Here is a 20,335-nt window from a genome sequence, read left to right as displayed (position 1 = left end):
ATCGTAACTATTAAAGTTACATGAAACGGAACGGCAAACTTTCAGCTTTCCTGCATGCGCTGGTTCACATGGCCCATATGCCGGGACGCGCGATGACGTCCGAGGAGATCGGGGCTTGGCTGAACACCAATCCTGTCGTGGTAAGGCGCAGCGTGGCGGGTCTGCGGGAAGCCGGCATCCTGTCGTCATCGCGCGGTCATGGCGGCGGATGGACCCTGGCGCGTCCGGCAGAAACGATCACGCTGGCCGACATCGCGTCGGCCCTGGAAGAACGCCTCATCCCATTCAATACGGAACCCGATAACCCGAACTGCCTCGTCGAGCGGGCCGTCAACAAGGCGCTCGATGGCGTCAAGGACGAACTTGAACAACTGCTGAGACAACGTCTTGCCGACGTCACCCTGGCAGATCTCGCAGTGCAATGCGGGGCCGGAGTCTCCGCGCATCTGGAGAAACAGCGTGGACACTGACGTCGCCATCATCGGCGGGAGCTTTGCCGGCCTTTCCGCCGCCCTGCAACTCGCCCGCGCCCGGCGCAGCGTCACTGTCCTGGACACTGGCGAACCACGCAATCGATTCGCCGAAGCGTCGCACGGTTTTTTGGCACAGGATGGAGTTCCGCCCGGTGACATTCTCACCGAGGCGCGACGGCAGCTTGCAGCCTACAAGACGACGAACTTTCTGAATGTCCGAGCCAAAGAGGTGTCCGGTTCGATCGACACATTCTCGATCGTCGACGATGCAGGCAACGCCCTGTCCGCCCGCCGCATCATCCTAGCACACGGCGTCACGGATTCCCTTCCCGATATTCCGGGGCTGGCTGCGGAATGGGGCAAGCGCGTTGCGCATTGTCCCAATTGCCACGGCTACGAGTTCGGCGGAAATCCGCTGGGCGTGCTTGCAGCGAACAGCGCAATGGCGATCCACCACGCGATGCTGGTCCGTGAATGGGGACCCGTGACACTCTTTTTAAATGGCATGGCCGAACCCGACGCGGGAACGCGCAAGCAACTCGCGGAACGGGATATCGTAATGGAAGCACGGATCGTTGAGGCCGTTTCGTCGAGCGGGAACGGTCTGGCCATGGTGTTCGAAACAGGGGGCGGCGTGGAGATCGCAGGACTTTTCACGCAGCCGCGCTCGCGTCTTTCCAGCGACATTGGCGTACAACTGGGCTGCGTTCACATGGACGGTCCGTTCGGCGAGATTCTCTCCGTCGACGAGATGAAGCAGACCTCCGTGCCCGGGGTGTTCGCAGCGGGGGACATTGCCCGGCCTGCGCCCAACGTTCCGTTCGCGGTCGCTGATGGTGCGATGGCCGGCGCGGCCGCGCATCGTTCACTGGTCTTTGGCTAGCGCCTGCAGACTAACGCGGATTCGCCACCAGAAGGGCGACGCTCGCTTCCTCAACTGCCCGCGCAATATCGGAAGGTGGCGTCAGGTCGGTTGCCAGTTCGTCAAAGTCTGCGAACCCGCAGACCTGCACGAGCCCCTGACGCCCGAACTTCGTGTGGTCGGTGACGACGATGCGGCGCGTTCCGCGCGTCAGGACGACGCGCGCGAACTCGGCCTCTTCCAGCACATAGTCCAGGATGCCGTGCTGGACGTCGACCGCACCCGCCGTGATGACTGCATGGTTGACCGTGAAGCGGGTGACGAATTCAATTGCCGAGACGCCAAAGGCCGCGCCGGAATCGCTGCGCAGTTCACCGCCGGCCATATAGACCTTGTTGCCGTTAACGGTCGCAAGGGTACGAGCAATGTCGGACGAGTTCGTGACCACAGTCAACCGACGATGACCAAGGAGTTCGCGCGCCAGGAAGCTCGTCGTGGTCCCGGTGTCGAGCATGACGGACTCACCGTCGCGGATGGTGGCCGCGACAAGCTTCGCGATCACGCGCTTAGCGTCAGCCTGTTCGCGCATGCGACGCTCGAAAGGCGCTTCTCCGACAACCGACGGCAGCCCGATGGCCCCGTGCATCTTCAGGATGGCTCCGTCCCGGGCGAGCGGCTTCACGTCGCGTCGCACCGTTTCCAGCGAGACGCCCAGTTTCTCGGCGAGGCGCGCGATCGTCATCGTGCCCTCCTCCTGAATGAGCTTCAGGATTTCGCCGTGTCGTTTGGAATAGTTCATCTATGACTTCTGCACATGCTGCGACCGATCCGCGGTCCCGCCCCTTCCCGTTTCATATCCCATCCGCAACCGAAACGCCGTCTAATTTCGCGTAAGCTTGTTGACGAAGGGTCACGCGCCATGACCGTTTCCGTTTCCCTTCGGTCATCTTTGTCACTTACTCGGTCAGAAAATCAACAAACGCCACATTTGCGCGTTGACAATGCTTCCCTTTGCAGCGGACATTGCTGCCTCAACTGCGACCGACGGGCGATCGAATTTGATCGTTCGTCCTTCTATACGGAACCTGCTTGAAAGTGCGGTACGATCCGAGCACGGCGGTTGTGGATTTCGTCCGGTGACCCGGCCGGAATATCGCATCCGGGCGCTTTCCTTGTGGAACGGCGCGATCTCGATAGAGCCGCTCAAGGGCGGGCTCAGCAATGAGAGCTTCCTCGTCAGCGACGCCAACGGCCGGCATGTCGTGCGCTTCGGCAAGGACTTCCCGTTTCATCACGTTTTTCGGGACCGCGAACTTATGGCGGCGCGCGCCGCGGCCGAAGCGGGCTTTGCTCCCCGAATCGAATTCGCCGAGCCGGGCGTCATGGTCTCGGCCTTCATCGGCGCGAAAACCTACGGGGCCGAGGATGTTCGCGCCAATCGCCTGCGCATCGCGCGTCTGATGCGCGATTTTCACACGGTCATGCCGGCCCATGTTTCCGGCGCGGGATTCATGTTCTGGGTGTTCCACGTCAACCGCGACTATGCCCGCACGCTTGTCGAGGGAAAAAGTCGCATGGTGGACCAGCTGCCCGGCTTCCTTGCTCTCAACGATGCGCTCGAAGCCGCGCAACTGCCGCTACCGATCGTCTTCGGCCACAATGACCTGCTGCCAGCGAACTTCCTCGACGACGGCGAGAAGCTGTGGCTGATCGACTTCGAATATGCCGGCTTCAACACGGCCATGTTCGACCTCGCCGGCGCGGCGTCGAACGCGGAAATGACATCGGACGAATCCGAGGAACTGCTCGCCGAGTATTTCGGCCAGAAGCCGGACAGCGACCTGCTGCGCTCACATGCTGCGATGCAATGTGCCTCGCTGCTGCGCGAGGCGATGTGGAGCATGGTGTCGGAACTGCACCTGTCCGCCCCCGGCGCGGACTATGTCGCCTATACCGCCGAGAATCTTGCACGGCTGGAGGCGGCCCTTGAAACATATCAGTCCACATACGGGAAGATTTTGCCATGACCTTACCCAGCCAGGCCGCCATTGTCGTGATCGGCGGCGGCATCATAGGCTGTTCCACCACCTATCACCTTGCCAGGGACCACAAGGCGGATGTGATCCTGCTGGAACAGGGCAAGCTGACCTCAGGCTCGACATGGCATGCCGCCGGCCTCGTCGGCCAGTTGCGCTCGTCCGCGTCGATCACCCGTGTGCTTAAATATTCGGTCGATCTCTACAAGGGGCTTGAGGCCGAGACCGGGCTTGCGACCGGCTGGAAGATGACCGGCTGCCTGCGGCTCGCGACCAACCAGGACCGATGGACCGAGTTCCGCCGCCTGGCAACCACGGCCAAAAGCTTCGGCATGGACATGCAGCTCATCTCGCCGGCGGAAGTGAAGAACATGTGGCCGCTGATGGAGGTTTCCGACCTCGTCGGCGCGTCGTGGCTGCCAACCGACGGACAGGCCAGCCCATCCGACATCACCCAGTCGCTCGCCAAGGGCGCGCGCATGCATGGCGCGAAGATCTTCGAGGGCGTGCGGGTCACCGGCTTCGACATGAAGGACGGCCGCATCGTCAAGGTGAAGACCGATCAGGGCGACATCGCCTGCGACAAGGTAGTGAACTGCGCCGGCCAATGGGCGCGGCAGGTTGGTGCGATGGCCGGCATCAACGTGCCGCTGCAGCCGGTGAAGCACCAGTACATCATCACCGAGAAGCTCGAAGGCCTCGCCAGCGACGCGCCGACCATCCGCGACCCGGACCGGCGCACCTATTTCAAGGAGGAAGTCGGCGGGCTGGTGATGGGCGGATACGAACCCAATCCGCAAGCCTGGGAAACCGGCCTGTCGGGCGGCGATGTGCCGGACGACTGGGAGTTCCGGCTTTTCGACGACGACTATGACCATTTCGAGCAGCACATGACGCAGGCGATCGCGCGCGTGCCGGCGCTGGAACGGGCCGGCGTCAAGCAGATGATCAACGGGCCGGAAAGCTTCACGCCGGACGGCAATTTCATCCTGGGCTCGGCGAACGAGTGCAAGAACATGTTCGTCGGCGCGGGCTTCAACGCCTTCGGCATCGCCTCGGGTGGCGGTGCTGGCTGGGTGCTGGCGCAGTGGGCTGTCGACGGCGAGGCGCCTCTCGACCTCTGGACGGTCGACATCCGCCGCTTTTCCGGCCTGCACCGCGACCGGCAATGGGTCTCCGAGCGGACGCTCGAAGCCTATGGCAAGCACTACACGATCGGCTTTCCGCACGAGGAATACGAAAGCGGCAGGCCGCGCATCGTGTCGCCGCTCTACGAGCGCCTGAAGAAGCATCGCGCGGTATTCGGCTCCAAGCTGGGCTGGGAGCGGCCGAACTGGTTCGCGCCCGACGGTGTCGAACCCAAGGACATCTATTCCATGGGCCGGCAGAACTGGTTCGACGCCGTCGGCGAGGAACACGCCCACGTGCGCGGACGTGTCGGCATCTTCGATCAGTCGTCCTTTGCCAAATACGAACTCACGGGCAAGGACGCGCAGAAGGCGCTTGACTGGATTTGCGCGAACGATGTCTCCAAGCCGGCTGGCCGGCTGACCTACACCCAGCTTCTGAACAGCCGGGGCGGCATCGAGGCCGATCTGACGGTGGCGCGGCTGGCCGAGGACAGGTTTTACATCGTCAGCGGCACGGGGTTCCGCACGCATGATTTCGGCTGGATCGAGGATCATATCGGCGCTGGGCTCGATGCCCGGCTGACCGACGTCACCGAAGAGTTCGGCACGCTGTCGCTGATGGGGCCGGAAGCTCGGTATGTGCTGGAGGCGGTGACGGACGCCGATGTCTCGAACGCCGCCTTCCCCTTCGGCCATGTACGCGAAATCACCATCGCCGACAGCACCGTGCGGGCGCTTCGGGTCACCTATGTCGGCGAACTCGGCTGGGAGCTTCACGTTCCGCTCGCGGCCACCGGCGAGGTATTCGACGCGCTGATGAAGGCGGGGTCGCAATACGGCATCCGCCCTGTCGGCTACCGCGCGATCGAATCGCTCAGGCTTGAAAAGGGGTATCGCGCCTGGGGCTCCGACATCACGCCGAACGATACGCCCTTCGAGGCCGGGCTGGGCTGGGCGGTCAAGCTGCGCAAGAATACCGATTTCATGGGCCGGCGCGCGCTGGAGCACGTTGCGGGCGAGGCCCTCAAGAAGCGCTTGGTGGGCTTCACGGTCGACGATCCTAACATCGTGCTGCTCGGGCGAGAAACCATCCTGCGTGACGGCGTGCCGGTCGGATATCTGACGTCCGGCGGCTACGGCTACACGATCGGTAGCAACATCGGATACGGCTATGTGCGCAACGCTGACGGCATCAGCGACGACTTGCTGCTGGCCGGCAAATACCAGCTAGTTGTGGCGATGGACGCCACGCCGGCGACCATCCACCTCGAACCGATGTACGATCCGAAGGCGGAGCGGGTGAAGGCGTAAGGGGCGGTGGACATAGCCTGAAGGCTGCTCTTGTCAGCTTGAGCGCGCTGGTGTCGACGCAGTCGATTGTAGACCTTCTCTGGACAGGTTACTCCCCCTCACCGTCTCGGTCCTGCGGACCGATCCACCTCTCCCCCGCTTCGCAGGGGCGAGGAACCCCAATCGCATAGGCCGCACTTTCCCGTTGCCACGCCCTGCTTTCGCAGTCTGGCTCATTTCAAAGAGCGCTCCCAGCCACGGAGGGAGAAGTCGGGAAGCGGGGCACGGGGCCTTGCCTCTCAATTTATTGTTTACGTGGCCGGTCTCCCGCGCCCCGCCGGCGTTCTTGCCCCGATGGAGGACACGGCCGTTGCCGCTGGTCTCCGTCGAGGCCCGGACCTGGGGGTTCATCACCCAGCCAACGCTACCGCAGCGTTGACCGACCCGGCACCGCCGCCCTCCCTGTTACCCGGTGCGCACCAGGTTCCCGTGAGGGCGATGCGGGGGAGTATGCCGGAGGTCTGAGGGGCGTGGATAAGTTGGCTGAAGTTTTTCTTCTGATCGAATGAAATCAATGGGTTGGGCGGAAGGTGTATTCACACCTTGCCCTCGCCCTTCGTCATCCTCGGGCTTGACCCGAGGATGACGAAAGAAGAAGTGTGGCTACAGACCGAGGCAGCTCCGGCCGCCTCTCCTACAGCCTCTTCAACACCAGTCCCCGGCTTGGCACCGTGCCGGTTTCGCCGGGCATGGAGACGTAGGGTTCCGTTTCCTCGACGCGGGCAAAGCTGCCCTGCCCTTCCAGGTCGGCGATGCGGGCGGAAAAGCCGCCATCCCAAAGCGTGTTCTTGACGGTCAGCACGATGATGCCGCCGGGCCGGCAGATGCGAATCAGTTCGTCCAGCCCCTCGACCCCGACATGGCCGGAGGTGAAGACGCCGGCCGAGACGATGCCGGCGAAATGGCCGTCGGCGAAAGGCAGCGGTCCGCCAAGCGCAAGCCTGTGGAACGCCTTGTAGGCGCCCTTCTCAGCCGCCTTGGCGAGCATGCCTTCGGAGATGTCGAGGGCTTCGACATGCGGGTAGCCCATGATGCCGAGCCATTCGCCGACAAGGCCGGTGCCCGCGCCGGCATCAAGCAGCGGCGACGCTCCGCGTGGCAGGTGGCGGGCCAGAAGCGCCAGGCAGATCGAGGGGTGGCGATAACCGGCCAGCGCCATCTCATGGTCGTAGGTCTGTGCCCAGCCGTCATAGAGCGCGGCGACTTCCTCCGGCCCTTTCGCCTCGTAGACCGCGCCGAGCGCGCCACCGTGCCTGCCGTCCGCCATCGTCATTGTCCGTATTGTTGTGTCACATCGATCATAGCCAAGGATGCGAATCTGTGGAACGGTCGATCGGAGACCGGGCGACAAGTTGACCGGGTGGCAAGGGGACCTGATGAGCGACGAACTGACGCTGGCGCGGCTGGCTATGGCCAAAGTGCCTTTCCTTAAGGATTTTTCCGGACCGGTGCTGCGTCTCGGCGGGCTGACGAACCTCGTCTTCCAGGTCGGCGAATACTGCCTGCGCGTTCCCGGCAAAGGGACCGAGGAATACATCAACCGCGCCAATGAAGCGGTGGCTGCGCGCGAGGCGGCAAAGGCTGTTGTCAGCCCCGAAGTGCTCTATTTCGATGACAAGGGCGTGATGGTGACGCGTTTCATCGAAGGTGCGCAGACCATGTCGCCGGCAGCCTTCAAGCTGAACGAGGGTGCGCCGGCGCGCGCGGGAGAAGCGTTCCGCAAGCTGCACACATCCGGCGCGGTCTTCCCCTTCCGCTTCTATCTCTTCGCGATGATCGACGATTATCTGAAAATCCTGTCGACCAAGGACGTCGCACTGCCGAAGGGCTATCATGACGTGTTGCGCGAGGCGGAGGATATCAGGACCGCGCTATCGCAGCATCCCGTTCCGCTGGTCGCCTGCCATTGCGACCCGCTCTGCGAGAATTTTCTCGATACGGGCGAACGCATGTGGATCGTCGACTGGGAATATTCGGGCATGAACGACCCGATGTGGGACCTTGGCGACCTCGCCGTCGAAGGCAAGTTCGGCGAGCGGCAGGAGGAAGAGATGGTTCGCGCCTATTTCGGTGGCGAACCGAGGCCTGCCGAGCGCGGGCGTATCGTCATCTACAAGGCGATGTGCGACCTGTTGTGGACGCTGTGGGGGCTGATCCAGCTTGCCAACAAGAATCCCGCGGATGATTTCCGGGCTTATGCCGACGGGCGTTTCGGGCGTTGCCGCAAGCTGATGGAGGGCAAGGATTTCGCGCGGCATGTCGAGGCCGTGAGAAAGGGCTGAACGGTCGTTTCAGTTCACGCCCTTCGGAACGTCTTCGGGGGGGACGGTCGATACCACCTTCTGGCGGTGGAAGATGAACAGCCCGGCCAGCACGACGACGGCCGAGCCGACCAGCATCTGGGTCGACGGCACCTCGTTGAAGAACAGCCAGCCGAGGATGACCGCCCACAACAGAAGCGTGTAGTGCATCGGCGCAAGCAGCGCGGCGGGCGCGAGCTTCAGCGCACGGACGATGAGCAGGTGGGCGGCGCAGGCGACGACGCCGAGCAGCAGCATGGCGCCCCACTCCAACGGTGTCGGGGGCTTCCACTCCTCAATGAAAAGCACGATGCAGACGCCGAGCAGACATGATGCGATCGTCTGCCAGGTGACGAGGGTGGTGTCGCTGGTGCCGCGCAGCATGCGTCCGAGGATGATGGTGAAGGCAAACAGCAGGCTGCCTACGATCGCAAGGACCGATCCGATGGTGAAATCACCAGACGGCTGAAGCATGATCAGCACGCCGCAGAAACCGATCAGGATCGCCATCCAGCGGCGCCAGCCAACGCGCTCGCCGAGCATGACGTGCGACAGGGCGGCCACATAGATCGGCCCGGCCATGTAGAAACTGAACACATCGGCCAATGGCAGGAAGAAGACCGAGGCATAGAAGACCGCCGTCTCCGAGGCGATGACGGCCGCGCGGACCGCCTGCAACCATGGCCGCTCTACCCTGAAAAGCGCGCCTACCCCCTGACGGGCGATCAACGGCCCGAGCACGATGAAGGAGCCGACGGAGCGGACCGCGAGGATCTGCCCGACGGCCAGCGTCGCGACGAGCCATTTGCCCATCGCGTCGTTGAGCGCGAACATGAAATCCCCGAGCAGCATGACGAGCACGCCCAGGAGAATCGGATTTCTGGGGTTGCGAAAAAAATCCATGGATATCGCTGCGTCCTCCGCAGCGGTTGTTAGACGGGTCGGGGCATTCTGGCGAGAGCCAAAATCGGGCTTGGTTGGGCCACACGCGGGAAGCGGTCGCCTGCGCAACCTACGGGCGTTGGAAAACAGCGCGGGAAGCCCGAAAGCGTTGGCAGAAACGCCGGGCCTATGGATTTTAATCAAAAATTAAGTTTCCCGGTTTGCGCGGTTCAACAGTCGCCCGACCGATGCTATATTTGCTCCCGATGAGGCGTCTGTCGGTTCTGGTCTGTGCGGTTGTCGGGTTCGTCGCGAGCGGGCAGGCGTTCGGATTCGACTATCGAATGGATCCGTCCGTCCAGCAGAAGTCCGCGTTTCGCTTCGCCCTCTCCGGCAAGTCACCCTTGACAGTCGGTCCCGCCGGAGCCGACCTGGCGGCCGCAGTGCCGCCGGAATATGCGACGGCGATGACGTGGTATCGGGTGGCGCTGGCAAACGGCTACGAGCCGCCGCTGGTCGTGCAGTCCTGGACCTACAGCGACCAGCTTCCCGAACCGCTGCAATATGCATGGAGTGCGCCGAACGGCGATCTCGTCGCGCGCGTCGGCAAGGGGGCGTTCCTGCTTTCCTTCGAGGATACGGACAGGAACTGGTTCCGCGAACTCAACTGTCGCATGATCCACTGGCCCGGCGGCGATGCGCAGGCGGTGATGAGCTGCAACGACGGAACCGAACGCACCATGCTCATCCCCGAGGAAGGCGGCGTCGTGATCGGCAACCGGCAGTACAGCCGGGCCTTCCAGCAGGCTCCGGTGAATTTCGATGAGGCGCTGCCGGACGCGTCCGAGCCCCTCATGGCCGAGCCTTTCGTCGACTAACCTTAACTCGGCCGCTTGTGACGCCTGCTGACCGTTGCCGGGCGGCCCGGCAGCGAAAGGGCCGTGTCACGCTTGGGACGCTCCGCCACGACCTTGCCGCGCGAGACAACGCAGAGGCGTTCCGCCCTCAGCCGCAGCGCTTCGAAAGGATCGTTCGCGTCAAGTACGACGAGGCTGGCGCGCTTGCCGACCTCCAGGCCGAGATGGTCGAGGCCCATGATCGCGGCGTTGACGTTGGTGACCATGTCGAAGCAGCGCGCCATGTCTGATGGCGATGACATCTGCGCCACGTGCAGACCCATGAAGGCAACGTCGAGCATGTCGGCGGTGCCGAGCGAATACCAGGGGTCCATGGTGCAGTCCTGCCCAAAGCCGACGCGGATGCCATGCGCGATCATCTCCTTGACGCGCGTCAGGCCGCGGCGCTTCGGATAGGTGTCGTGACGCCCCTGCAGCATGATGTTGATCAGCGGGTTGGGGATGGCCGAAACCTGCGCCTCGGCAATCAGCGGCAGCAGTTTCGAGGCGTAATAATTGTCCATCGAATGCATCGACGTCAGGTGCGAGCCGGCAACGCGGCCCTGCAGGCCGAGGCGCTGTGTCTCGCAGGCAAGTTGCTCGATGTGGCGCGAATTCGGGTCGTCGGTCTCGTCGCAGTGCATGTCGACCATGAGGCCACGTTCGGCCGCGATTTCGCAGAGCTCGGTGACGGAGCGGGTGCCGTCGGCCATGGTGCGCTCGAAATGCGGGATGCCGCCGACGATGTCGACGCCGAGGTCGAGCGCCCGGATGGTGTTTGCGCGCGCCGTCGGCGAGCGATAGAGGCCGTCCTGCGGAAAGGCGACGAGCTGCAGGTCGATATAGGGCGCGATCTCCTTCTTCACCTCCAGCAGCGCTTCGACGGCCAGCAGACGGTCGTCGCAGACGTCGACATGGGTGCGGATGGCGAGCAGGCCCATCGAGACCGCCCAGTCGCAATAAGCAAGCGCCCTCTCCTTCACCGCTTCATGCGTCAGGAGCGGCTTCAGTTCGCCCCAGAGCGCGATGCCTTCGAGAAGCGTGCCCGACACGTTGATGCGCGGGATGCCGTAGGACAGCGTCGCATCCATATGGAAATGCGGATCGACAAACGGCGCAGAGACGAGGCAGCCCGACGCATCGACGACGCGGCCGACCTCGGCCGACAGGGAGGGTTCGATCGCGGCGATCGTCTCGCCCTTGATGCCGATGTCGACGGTCTTCCCGTCGGGCAGCACGCCGCCCTTGACGATCAGGTCAAAGCTCATCTCTCGCCTTTCTGGTAGGGGATCATCAGCGCCTTTGGATAGGTCGCGCGGCGCGCGACGAGGATGAGCGCGAGGATCGACAATGCGTAGGGCATCATCAGGAATATCTGGTACGGCACGACGCCGCCGCTGAACTGCTGCAGGCGCACCTGATAGGCGTCGAAGGCGGCAAAGAGGATCGCGCCGATCAGCGCCTTGCCGGGCCGCCACGAGCCGAAGACCACGAGAGCGATGGCAATCCAGCCGCGACCGTTGATCATCTCGAAGAAGAACGAGTTGAAGGCCGACATGGTGAGGAACGCGCCGCCGATTGCCATCAGCGCGCTGCCGACCATCACCGCGCCGATGCGGATGGCCGTGACGGAGATGCCCTGCGCCTCGACGGCGGACGGGCTTTCGCCGACGGCGCGCACCGCAAGGCCGAGCGGTGTGCGATAGAGCACCCAGGCGGTGAGTGCGACAGTGGCGAAGGCCAGATAGGTCAGTGGCGTCTGGTTGAACAGCGCCTGGCCGATGACGGGAATGTCCGACAATCCAGGTATGGCAACCGGCTGGAAGGGCTCGATCTTGGGCGGCGAAGTCACTTCGGGCAGCAGCAGGCGATAGGTGAAGTAGGTGAGGCTCGTCGCAAGAAGCGTGATGCCGATGCCGACCACATGCTGCGACAATCCTAATGGCACTGTGAGTGTTGCATGCAGCAGGCCAAACATGGCTCCCGCCAGTGCCGCCACCAGAACTCCGGTCCATAGGTCGCCGCCGGAGTAGACGGTGAACCAGCCAGCGAAGGCGCCGGCCGTCATGATGCCCTCGATGCCGAGGTTGAGGACGCCGGCGCGCTCGCAGATCAGTTCGCCCATGGTGGCGAAGATGAGCGGCGAGGCGATGCGGATCGCCGCGACCCAGAACGAGGCAGAGAGGAGGATTTCAAACGCGTCCATCAGTTCGCCTCTCCTCTGCCAGAGGTTTCTCGCTCTATGGCGCCCCCCTCTGGCCTGCCGGCCATCTCCCCCACAAGGGTGGAGATCAGCCTGCGCAACGACCTTCGCAAATCGCCAACGTGACCGCATGCAATCATCGGCTATTTCCACCTCAGCCGATAGCGCGTGAACAGGATGGCGACGACCATCGTCAGCAGCGAGGTCGCCACCATGACGTCGGCGATGTAGCTTGGGACGCCGGCCGTTCGGCTCATGGCGTCCGCGCCGACGAAGATGCCGGCGACGAAGATGGCGGAAACGACGACACCGAGCGGGTTCAGCATCGCGAGCATGGCGACAACGATGCCGGTGTAGCCAAAGCCCGGCGAGAGATCGAGCGTGAGGTTGCCCTTGAGGCCCGACACCTCGGAGAAACCCGCAAGCGCCGCAATGCCGCCCGAGAGCAGCGCGGTCTTCATCAGCACCCTGTTGACCGGAATACCGGCGAAGGACGCAGCCTGCGGGTTGTGGCCGACCGCCCGCATCTCGTAACCGAGCGCCGTCTTCTTCATGACGATCCAGAGGATCACCGCGGACACGAGCGCGATGACGAAACCGTAATGCAGCCGCCTGCCCTGCACGATGCGCGGCAGCTGCGCATCGGCTATGACACGCGAGGATTGCGGCCAGCCCATACCCATCGGGTCCTTGAGAACGCCTTCGAGCAGCATCGAGACGAACAGCAGGACGATGAAGTTAAGCAACAGCGTCGTGACGACCTCGTCGACGCCGAAACGCGTCTTCAGGATGGCCGGGCCAAGCAGCAGCAGCGCGCCAGCCGCCATGGCCGCGATCATGATGACCGGGATTAGAATGAACGACGGCAGCGGCAGCGCGCCTGTCCCAAGAACGACGGTGACGACCGCGCCGATGTAGAGCTGCGCTTCCGCTCCAATATTCCAGAGCTTGGCGCGAAAGGCGACTGCGACGGCAAGGCCAGTGAAGATCAGCGGCGTTGCGCGCGTCAGCGTTTCCAGAAGGGCGAACTGCGAGCCGGCCGCGCCTTTCCAGACGAGGAAGAAGACCGAGAAGGGCGATGCTCCGGCTGCGAGAACAAGAAGCGCCGTAATCGCAAACGTGACCAATATGGCCGCGACGGGATAGAGAAGCGTGACGACCAGCGACGGCGCGGATTTTGGTTCAAGCCGCATTCACGCAGCCTCCATGCCGTGGCCGGCCATGAGTTCGCCGAGCTGCGCGATCGTTCTTTCGCCGCGCGCAGATGCTGCGGAAAGGCGTCCTTTCGACATGACGATGATGCGATCCGACAGCGCCATTATTTCTTCAAGGTCCTCGGAAATCAGGAGGACGGCCGCGCCCCGCGCCCTTGCTTCGAGAAGCTTGCGGTGGACGTAGCTGACCGCGCCGACGTCGAGCCCGCGCGTCGGCTGGTTGGCAAGGATGACCGAAGGTGCTTCGTCGAGCGCGCGCCCGAGGATGAGCTTCTGCATGTTGCCGCCCGACAGCAGACGAATCCGGGCGTCCGGCGATGGACATTTCACATCGTAGTCCGCGATGACCTGCTCGGCGAAGGTGCGCGCCGCGCGCCAGTCGAGGAAGCCGCGACGGCTGAAGCGCGGCGAGCGATAGCGCTCGGCAATGACGTTCTCCGTTACGCTCATGTCGCCGATCGTGCCGACGGCGTGGCGGTCCTCGGGGATGCGCCCGATGCCTGCGCCGAGAGCGGCGCGAGGCGACCAATCGCGGGCGGCCGCTCCGCGTATGATGATTTCGCCCGCCGTCGGGACCTCCGTTCCGGCGATCAGGGCGGCAAGGGTCGCCTGACCGTTGCCAGAGACGCCGGCAAGCCCCGTGATCTCACCACCGCGAAGGGACAGCGTGGTGCGGTCGAGAGCCGTGCCGGAGGAGCGACGGGCGGTCGAAACCGAGTTGAGGACGAATTGCAGGTCGCCCGGTTCGACCGGCTGCACCGGAGGCTGCTCCACCTCCTGCCCGACCATCAGGGCGGCGAGTTCGCTGCGGTCCGTCTCGGCGGTGATCCGTTCGCCGGAAAGCTTGCCTGACCGCAGCACGAGAACCCGGTCGCTGACAGCCATGACCTCGTTGAGTTTGTGAGAGATGAAGATGATCGAGAGGCCCTGCGCGACCAGCAGCTTGAGTGTGGCGAACAGCGCGTCCGTCTCGACCGGGGTCAGCACGGCGGTCGGCTCGTCGAGGATGAGAATCCTGGCGTTGCGGTAGAGTGCCTTCAGGATTTCGACGCGCTGGCGCTCGCCGACCGACAGCGAACCGACTGTCGCATTCGGATCGACTGCAAGGCCGAAATCGAAAGACATCTTCTCGATGCGCTCTCGCGCTCCGGTCCGATCGAGCCTCCAGGCGCTCAGTTTCTGCGTTCCGAGCGCGATGTTCTCCAGCACCGTCATATTGTCGGCCAGCGTGAAATGCTGGTGCACCATGCCGATGCCGGCCTCCAGCGCGGCATGCGGATCGCCCGGCGGCAGCGCCTTGCCGAATGCCTCCACGACGCCCTCATCGGCGACATAGTGGCCGAAGAGGATGTTCATCAGCGTGGTCTTGCCGGCGCCGTTCTCGCCGAGAAGCGCGATGACCTCGCCGCGCGCAAGGTCGAAGGATATGGCGTCGTTGGCGACAAGCGGTCCGAAACGCTTGGTTATGCCGGAGAGGCGTAGAACCGGTGAGGACATGAGGAGATACCGTTGACGACCTCCTCTCCCCGTTCACGGGGAGAGGGTAAGGGTGAGGTGCGGAGCCAACTATGCGGTGTCGGCGCTGCCCCTCATCTGCCTGCCGGCATCTTCTCCCCGCAGAGCGGGGAGAAGAACGCTAGCTCGACTTCGGCTCTTCGTCGTTGATGACGGTTACGAGCGAACCGTCCTTGATGGCCTTTTCCTTCTCGGCTACCATCGCCTTGATCTCGGCCGGGATCTTGTCCTCGAAGGTCCCGAACGGCGCCAGCGAGCAGCCGCCATTCTTCATGAAGGAGTAGACGCCGTAGTCAGCCGCCTTGAAGGTGCCGGCCTTCACTTCGGCGATCGCCTTGTCCAGCGTCGGCTCGAAGTGCCACAGCGCGGAGGCGACGACAGTTTCCGGATAGTCCGGCTGCGTGTCGATGACGTTGCCGATGGCAAGCACGCCCTTTTCCTTGGCCGCGTCCGAAACGCCGAAGCGCTCGGCATACATGAGGTCAGCACCGGCTTCGATCTGCGCGAAGGCGGTTTCCTTGGCCTTCGGCGGGTCGAACCACGAGCCGATGAAGGCGACCTGGAACTTGGCATCCGGCGCGGTTTCCTTCACGCCAGCCATGAAGGCGTGCATGAGGCGGTTGACCTCGGGGATCGGATAGCCGCCGACCATGCCGATGTTCTTGGTCTTCGACATCGCGCCGGCGACGATGCCGGTGAGATAGGACGCGTCCTGAATGTAGTTGTCGAAGACGGAGAAATTCGGCACCGCATCATCGGGCTTGAACGAGGAGCCCATCAGGAAGGCGACCTCGGGATAGTCGTTGGCGATGACACGCGAGGCTTCCTCGATGCCGAACACCTCGCCGATGATCAGCTTGTTGCCGGTTTCGGCATATTCGCGCAACACGCGCTCGTTGTCGGCGCTGGAAACATTTTCCGAGTAGACATATTCGATTTCGCCACGGTCCTTGGCGGCGTTGGCGGCCTTGTGAATGCGGCTCACCCACTGCTGCTCGACCGGCACGGTATAAACCGCGGCGACCTTGAGCTTTTCCTGGGCGAAGACACGTCCGGGCGCGCCAATCGCGGCAAGGGCCGCGGCGGCGCCAGCAGCGCCGACCAAAGCGCGGCGGGTCGGATTAAACACGGTACCAGAATATTTCGACATTTTTCCCTCTTCGAGTTTTGTCGTTCATTCCCAAATTGCAACAACACGCCACGTCTGAGCTTTGACGAAGAGGTCTCCAACGCCCTCAGCGTCAGTCCGTGCCCTTAGTGTCGATGATCATGACTTCCTCCACAATGCCTGCAATGCGCGACGACCCCCTCCGAACGCATTACATTCTCACGGGTAAAATCCAGCTCGAGAACCTGACCTGGAAGATACACCGATGCCTTCTGCGCCTCCTGCCGCGCAGCCACCTTGCCGCGCCTGATGACGGCAAGCCGGTTGGGGCGAAGGCGCACCGCCTCCATGGGATCGGCCGCCTGCAGGACGACCAGATCCGCATTCCTGCCTTTTTCGATGCCGTAGCCTTCAATCTGCAAGGCCCGGGCTCCCCCATAGGTGATGCTGTCGAACACCATCGCCTTCTTTTTTTCAGAGAGCAACCGCCCGAACACAATCGCCATGTGGGCAACGTCCAGCATGTCGCCCTTGCCGAACGGGAACCAGGGATCCATGACGCAATCCTGACCGAAAGCGACGTTGACCCCCGCATCATAAAGCTGGCTAACTCGCGTCATGACGCCCCAGCAGGTCGCAGCAGTCAGCGGCTGTACGCAAATGTTCATTCCGGCCTGGGCGATCTGGCCGATCAGCTTGTCGGCATAATAATCGTTGAAATTCGCCATCGACGGACAATGCGAAGCGCTTACCTGCGCCCCCATGTCCAGCCTGATCGCCTCCTGGGTCAGCGCCTCGATCTGGCGGGACTGCGGATCGGGCGTCTGGTCGGTGTGCATGTCGACCAGCAAACCGCGCTTCTTGGCGATTTCGCAAAGCGTCTTCACAGCCTCGTAGCCAGCAGGAGCGGTCAGCTCGTAATCCGGTATGCCCCCAACGACATCCATGCCCAGGTCCAGCGCGCGTTCCATCGCGTCCACCGCGATCGGATCGCGGAAATAGCCGTCCTGCGGGAAGGCGACGAGTTGCAGGTCGATGAACGGCCTTAGCTCTTCGCGCAATTCGATCAGCGCCTGTACCTGCCGCAGTTGCGGATCGCAGATATCGGTCTGGCAGCGGACATGCAGCAGGCCGTTGGCGATCGCCCAGCCCAGCGCCCGGCGCGCGCGCTGCTTGTAGGATTCGACCGTCGCGGTCTGCTTGAGCTCGGCCCACGCGTTGATGCCTTCGTAGAGCAGCCCGCTTTCGCAGGTGAAGCCGTTGCCGTGGAGAAGCGTCGCGTCGAGGTGCCAGTGGGCATCGACAAAGGGCGGCGTCACCAGCCGCCCGGTCGCATCGACGACTTCGCGCGCCTCGCCTTCGATTGACGGACCGATGTCGACGATCTTGCCATCCAGACAGGCAATGTCGACGCCGCTACGTCCATCCTGCAAATTCGCCCTTTTCACGAGGAGATCGAACATCGCGCTTTGCCCCCAAATTACTGTCCAGTTAAACAGTAATTACTGACCACGCTGCAATTTGCTGTCAAGCGCGGTTCTGGTCTGAAAAGGCAGGCTATCGGAGGCCGGAAGACAACGCCGCGCTGACCAGTTTCGGCGCGTCGACTCAGGCCTTTATGCCAAGTCCGGTCAACAGGACGCGCGACACGGTTTCGCGGGCGACGCGAAACACCTGGTCATCGAGTTCGTCCTTGTTCAGCACGGCCTTGATCTGCGCTTCGCATTCCGCATAGGTCTGTGTCGTCGCCCAGAGCATGAAAAAGAGGTGCGCGGGATCGATGGGGGCCATCTTTTCCTCGGCGATCCACGCACGTATGACGTCGCCCTTGTCCTCGACCGCCTTGCGCACCTTCTCGTCGAGGAATGCCTGCATCCGCGGTGCGCCGGCCAGAACCTCCATTGCCCATACGCGGGTGAGATCAGGGGACTCCCTGGAATACTCCACCTTCCAGTCGATATATTGCGACAGCGCCGCCAGCGGACCGCTGTCCTTCTCGATGCGGGCCATAGCGCCTGCCCAATCGACGAAAACCTGGTCGAGGACGGCCATGTACAGGTTTTCCTTGGTGTCGAAGTAGTAATGCACCGTCGCCTTGGCCACCCCGGCCTCGCCCGCGACCAGACCTATCGTCGCACCGTCGAAACCACGACGGGCGAATACCGAAGCCGCAGACTTCAGGATGGTGGCCAGCGCGCGATTGCGGGACTCGACGTGAAGGTTCACGCGCGCCGCAGGTCCATCAGGTGTAGCCACAGCCTGCGGCGCCTTGGCCGCTTCCTTCGGCTTCATGCCGGGAATTTCCCAGAATTACACGCTGTCGCGTCCGTTTTCTGCTTCACGCCTGCCCCCTTCGCTTCCTACCCCAACTGAAACGACTAGGCGAAATCGGCATGTCCGGCAATTGCGTGCCCCTTCCTTGCACAAATATCGGGGAGAAAACCGGCTAGGCCGGTTGGGCCCCTGGACGCGAGAACGCTGTCCGTCCCTTCATTCCGATCGTGGTTTGTGCCGTGACTTGCACAGGTCGATCCTATATAGGGCCGGCTGCCCGAGATGTTCGGACAAGGAACCATCGTTTGCTCAAGTTTTTCCGGTCAACCGCCAACCAGCGCCTTGTCGCCCGCCTACTGCGGGAATCATTTCGTGAGCATGCGTTTGGCTACGGTGTCGCGATTATCGCCATGATCATCGTCGCCGCGACGACGGCGGCAAGCGCCTGGATCATGCGCGACATCACCAACGAGTTCACCGGCGCCAAGGATCTCACGGTCATTTATGAAATCGCCGGATTCGTTGCGATAATCTTCATCGTCAAGGGATTCGCTACGTTCTTCCAGACGCTGTTTCTCTCGCGCGCAGGCAACGCGATTATCGCCGACCGCCAGCGCAAGATCTATGACCGCATGCTGGCGCACGGCATAGAATTCTACCACTCCTATTCCTCGGCCGACCTCATCATGCGCATGACGCAGAGCGCGCAGGCCGCGCGCGGTGTGGTCGATACGCTGGTGACATCGTTCATTCGCGACCTCTTCTCCGTGATCGGCCTCGTCGCCGTCATGGCGTTCCAGCAGCCCATGCTGTCTCTCGTCGCCTTCGTGGTCGGGCCGATCGCGATCTTCTCGGTCAACAAGCTGCTGAAGCGAACGCGACACATCATGCAGAAAGAACTCGCCTCGGTCTCGAAGATCATGCGGGTCATGCAGGAGACGGTGTTCGGCGCGCGGATCGTGAAGTCCTTCAACCTTGAGGGCACGATGCGCAATCGCATGTATGAGGCGGTGGCAGACGTGCAAAAGCGAGCAAACAGCATCGCCGCGCTGGAGGCCGTCACGAATCCGATCATGGAGACGCTCGCCGGACTGGCGATCGCTTCCGTCGTCCTGATCAGCGGATATCTCGTCGTGCAGGGCGGCCATACGCCGGGTTCGGTCATGGCCTTCATCACCGCGCTGCTGCTCTGCTACGAGCCGGCGAAGCGACTGGCGCGGGCCCGCGTTTCGCTCGAGGCCGGCATGGTCGGCGTGCGCATGATGTATGAGGTCACCGACCGGCCGCTGACGATGGAAGAGGCGGCCGACGCGAAACCGCTCGCGGACGGTCCCGGCGAAATCCGCTTCGACGGCGTGTCCTTCTCGTATCGCGAGAACGAGGCTGTGCTGAAGAATCTCGACATCGTGTTCCCCGCAGGAAAGATGACGGCGCTGGTCGGTGTGTCCGGCGGTGGCAAGTCGACGGTGCTGAACCTGATCATGCGGCTCTACGATCCAGAGAGCGGGCGCGTGCTGTTCGATGGCGAGGACATCAAAAAGGCAACGTTGCAATCGCTGCGCGACAAGATCGCCTATGTGAGCCAGGACACTTTTCTGTTCGACAATTCGGTCATGCAAAATATCCGCATGGGAAGGCAGGACGCCACCGACGAAGAGGTGATCGCCGCCGCGAAGGCCGCCAACGCGCATGCTTTTATCAAGGCCCTGCCCAAAGGGTACAAGACGGGTGTCGGCGAGAACGGCGTCCTGCTCTCGGGCGGCCAGAAGCAGCGCATCTCGATCGCCCGCGCGATCCTCCGCAACGCCCCAATCCTGCTCCTCGACGAGGCGACAAGCGCGCTCGACGCGGAGTCGGAAGCCCTCTTCCGCGATGCGCTGGAGAACCTGCAGGAAGGGCGCACGACCATCGCGATCGCGCACCGCCTTTCGACCGTCCATCGCGCGCACAAGATCATTGTCATGGAGGCCGGGCAGGCGGTGGAACAGGGCAGCCACGCCGAACTGCTCTCCAAGCCGGGCGGCATCTACAAGAAGCTGCACGAATACCAGCTGATGCCCTGAAACCTCCCGCCAGATCGACAGGCCACCAA

At 63.0% G+C, this 20,335-nt stretch carries 17 protein-coding genes; 7 read left to right on the top strand and 10 right to left on the bottom strand.

What is annotated here, in order from left to right; genetic code table 11:
- The first annotated feature begins 20 nt into the window (after nucleotides 1-20).
- Nucleotides 21-470 carry an RrF2 family transcriptional regulator gene (locus ABMA32_RS05250; RefSeq protein WP_349012666.1) on the top strand — a complete coding sequence of 150 codons (450 nt, stop codon included), beginning with the start codon at nucleotides 21-23 and terminating at the stop codon, nucleotides 468-470.
- Entirely contained in the window at nucleotides 460-1,356 is an 897-nt protein-coding gene (locus ABMA32_RS05245; RefSeq protein ID WP_349012665.1) for an NAD(P)/FAD-dependent oxidoreductase, read from the top strand. The genes ABMA32_RS05250 and ABMA32_RS05245 overlap by 11 nt, the downstream gene beginning before the upstream one ends.
- Nucleotides 1,357-1,366: 10 nt before the next feature.
- Here ABMA32_RS05245 and ABMA32_RS05240 read toward each other — a convergent pair whose 3' ends face one another.
- Nucleotides 1,367-2,134 carry a DeoR/GlpR family DNA-binding transcription regulator gene (locus tag ABMA32_RS05240; RefSeq protein WP_349012664.1) on the bottom strand — a complete coding sequence of 256 codons (768 nt, stop codon included), beginning with the start codon at nucleotides 2,132-2,134 and terminating at the stop codon, nucleotides 1,367-1,369.
- 337 nt (nucleotides 2,135-2,471) lie between these two features.
- Between ABMA32_RS05240 and ABMA32_RS05235 the strand changes: the two genes are divergently transcribed.
- Together ABMA32_RS05235 and ABMA32_RS05230 are read left to right on the top strand one after the other, a co-directional pair.
- The gene (locus ABMA32_RS05235; RefSeq protein ID WP_349012663.1) at nucleotides 2,472-3,362 is read left to right on the top strand and encodes a phosphotransferase; all 891 of its coding nucleotides are present in this window, start codon (nucleotides 2,472-2,474) and stop codon (nucleotides 3,360-3,362) included.
- Entirely contained in the window at nucleotides 3,359-5,812 is a 2,454-nt protein-coding gene (locus ABMA32_RS05230; RefSeq protein ID WP_349012662.1) for a GcvT family protein, read from the top strand. The genes ABMA32_RS05235 and ABMA32_RS05230 overlap by 4 nt, the downstream gene beginning before the upstream one ends.
- Nucleotides 5,813-6,485: 673 nt before the next feature.
- On the opposite strand, the gene ABMA32_RS05225 is transcribed toward ABMA32_RS05230, so the two are convergent.
- Nucleotides 6,486-7,118, bottom strand: a complete 633-nt coding sequence (locus ABMA32_RS05225; RefSeq protein WP_349012661.1) for a class I SAM-dependent DNA methyltransferase — start codon at nucleotides 7,116-7,118, stop codon at nucleotides 6,486-6,488.
- Between the two features lie 109 nt (nucleotides 7,119-7,227).
- Between ABMA32_RS05225 and ABMA32_RS05220 the strand changes: the two genes are divergently transcribed.
- Nucleotides 7,228-8,133 (top strand): phosphotransferase, encoded by a 906-nt coding sequence (locus tag ABMA32_RS05220; protein WP_425475469.1) that lies wholly within the window; start codon nucleotides 7,228-7,230, stop codon nucleotides 8,131-8,133.
- Nucleotides 8,134-8,142: 9 nt separating this feature from the next.
- Here the strand turns inward: ABMA32_RS05220 and ABMA32_RS05215 are convergent, their stop codons facing one another.
- Entirely contained in the window at nucleotides 8,143-9,054 is a 912-nt protein-coding gene (locus ABMA32_RS05215; protein ID WP_349012660.1) for a DMT family transporter, read from the bottom strand.
- Between the two features lie 323 nt (nucleotides 9,055-9,377).
- On the opposite strand from ABMA32_RS05215, the gene ABMA32_RS05210 reads away from it, so the two are divergent.
- A complete protein-coding gene (locus tag ABMA32_RS05210) occupies nucleotides 9,378-9,911 on the top strand; it encodes a hypothetical protein (protein ID WP_349012659.1) in 534 nt (177 codons plus the stop codon).
- Between the two features lie 2 nt (nucleotides 9,912-9,913).
- On the opposite strand, the gene ABMA32_RS05205 is transcribed toward ABMA32_RS05210, so the two are convergent.
- The 7 genes from ABMA32_RS05205 to ABMA32_RS05175 all read right to left on the bottom strand — a co-directional run bounded on the left by ABMA32_RS05205 (nucleotide 9,914) and on the right by ABMA32_RS05175 (nucleotide 18,261).
- The gene (locus tag ABMA32_RS05205; protein WP_349012658.1) at nucleotides 9,914-11,197 is read right to left on the bottom strand and encodes an amidohydrolase family protein; all 1,284 of its coding nucleotides are present in this window, start codon (nucleotides 11,195-11,197) and stop codon (nucleotides 9,914-9,916) included.
- A complete protein-coding gene (locus ABMA32_RS05200; RefSeq protein WP_349012657.1) occupies nucleotides 11,194-12,135 on the bottom strand; it encodes an ABC transporter permease in 942 nt (313 codons plus the stop codon). The genes ABMA32_RS05205 and ABMA32_RS05200 overlap by 4 nt, the downstream gene beginning before the upstream one ends.
- A gap of 140 nt (nucleotides 12,136-12,275) precedes the next feature.
- Nucleotides 12,276-13,325, bottom strand: a complete 1,050-nt coding sequence (locus tag ABMA32_RS05195; RefSeq protein ID WP_349012656.1) for an ABC transporter permease — start codon at nucleotides 13,323-13,325, stop codon at nucleotides 12,276-12,278.
- The gene (locus tag ABMA32_RS05190; RefSeq protein WP_349012655.1) at nucleotides 13,326-14,843 is read right to left on the bottom strand and encodes an ABC transporter ATP-binding protein; all 1,518 of its coding nucleotides are present in this window, start codon (nucleotides 14,841-14,843) and stop codon (nucleotides 13,326-13,328) included.
- A gap of 139 nt (nucleotides 14,844-14,982) precedes the next feature.
- A complete protein-coding gene (locus tag ABMA32_RS05185) occupies nucleotides 14,983-16,011 on the bottom strand; it encodes a BMP family protein (protein WP_349012654.1) in 1,029 nt (342 codons plus the stop codon).
- Nucleotides 16,012-16,115: 104 nt separating this feature from the next.
- Nucleotides 16,116-17,432 carry a cytosine deaminase gene (locus ABMA32_RS05180; RefSeq protein ID WP_349012653.1) on the bottom strand — a complete coding sequence of 439 codons (1,317 nt, stop codon included), beginning with the start codon at nucleotides 17,430-17,432 and terminating at the stop codon, nucleotides 16,116-16,118.
- 145 nt (nucleotides 17,433-17,577) lie between these two features.
- Nucleotides 17,578-18,261, bottom strand: a complete 684-nt coding sequence (locus tag ABMA32_RS05175; RefSeq protein ID WP_349012652.1) for a TetR family transcriptional regulator C-terminal domain-containing protein — start codon at nucleotides 18,259-18,261, stop codon at nucleotides 17,578-17,580.
- Nucleotides 18,262-18,548: 287 nt separating this feature from the next.
- Here ABMA32_RS05175 and ABMA32_RS05170 point away from each other — a divergent pair, with 287 nt between their 5' ends.
- Nucleotides 18,549-20,306 carry an ABC transporter ATP-binding protein gene (locus ABMA32_RS05170; RefSeq protein ID WP_349012651.1) on the top strand — a complete coding sequence of 586 codons (1,758 nt, stop codon included), beginning with the start codon at nucleotides 18,549-18,551 and terminating at the stop codon, nucleotides 20,304-20,306.
- Nucleotides 20,307-20,335 lie beyond the last annotated feature (29 nt).

Origin of the sequence: Mesorhizobium quangtriensis (assembly GCF_040081925.1) — a bacterium.
Classification (GTDB): Bacteria; Pseudomonadota; Alphaproteobacteria; order Rhizobiales; family Rhizobiaceae; genus Mesorhizobium_K; species Mesorhizobium_K quangtriensis.
The sequence above is the reverse complement of the archived record's forward strand: the minus strand, read 5'-3'. Positions and strand labels throughout refer to the sequence as shown.

Coding starts and splice junctions, on each gene's coding strand:
- ABMA32_RS05190 (WP_349012655.1), bottom strand. CDS start 14,843: ATGTCCTCACCGGTTCTACGCCTCTCCGGCATAACCAAGCGTTTCGGA.
- ABMA32_RS05205 (WP_349012658.1), bottom strand. CDS start 11,197: ATGAGCTTTGACCTGATCGTCAAGGGCGGCGTGCTGCCCGACGGGAAG.
- ABMA32_RS05225 (WP_349012661.1), bottom strand. CDS start 7,118: ATGGCGGACGGCAGGCACGGTGGCGCGCTCGGCGCGGTCTACGAGGCG.
- ABMA32_RS05220 (WP_425475469.1), top strand. CDS start 7,228: ATGAGCGACGAACTGACGCTGGCGCGGCTGGCTATGGCCAAAGTGCCT.
- ABMA32_RS05200 (WP_349012657.1), bottom strand. CDS start 12,135: ATGGACGCGTTTGAAATCCTCCTCTCTGCCTCGTTCTGGGTCGCGGCG.
- ABMA32_RS05180 (WP_349012653.1), bottom strand. CDS start 17,432: ATGTTCGATCTCCTCGTGAAAAGGGCGAATTTGCAGGATGGACGTAGC.
- ABMA32_RS05230 (WP_349012662.1), top strand. CDS start 3,359: ATGACCTTACCCAGCCAGGCCGCCATTGTCGTGATCGGCGGCGGCATC.
- ABMA32_RS05185 (WP_349012654.1), bottom strand. CDS start 16,011: ATGTCGAAATATTCTGGTACCGTGTTTAATCCGACCCGCCGCGCTTTG.
- ABMA32_RS05210 (WP_349012659.1), top strand. CDS start 9,378: ATGGATCCGTCCGTCCAGCAGAAGTCCGCGTTTCGCTTCGCCCTCTCC.
- ABMA32_RS05175 (WP_349012652.1), bottom strand. CDS start 18,261: ATGAAGCCGAAGGAAGCGGCCAAGGCGCCGCAGGCTGTGGCTACACCT.
- ABMA32_RS05250 (WP_349012666.1), top strand. CDS start 21: ATGAAACGGAACGGCAAACTTTCAGCTTTCCTGCATGCGCTGGTTCAC.
- ABMA32_RS05215 (WP_349012660.1), bottom strand. CDS start 9,054: ATGGATTTTTTTCGCAACCCCAGAAATCCGATTCTCCTGGGCGTGCTC.
- ABMA32_RS05195 (WP_349012656.1), bottom strand. CDS start 13,325: ATGCGGCTTGAACCAAAATCCGCGCCGTCGCTGGTCGTCACGCTTCTC.
- ABMA32_RS05240 (WP_349012664.1), bottom strand. CDS start 2,134: ATGAACTATTCCAAACGACACGGCGAAATCCTGAAGCTCATTCAGGAG.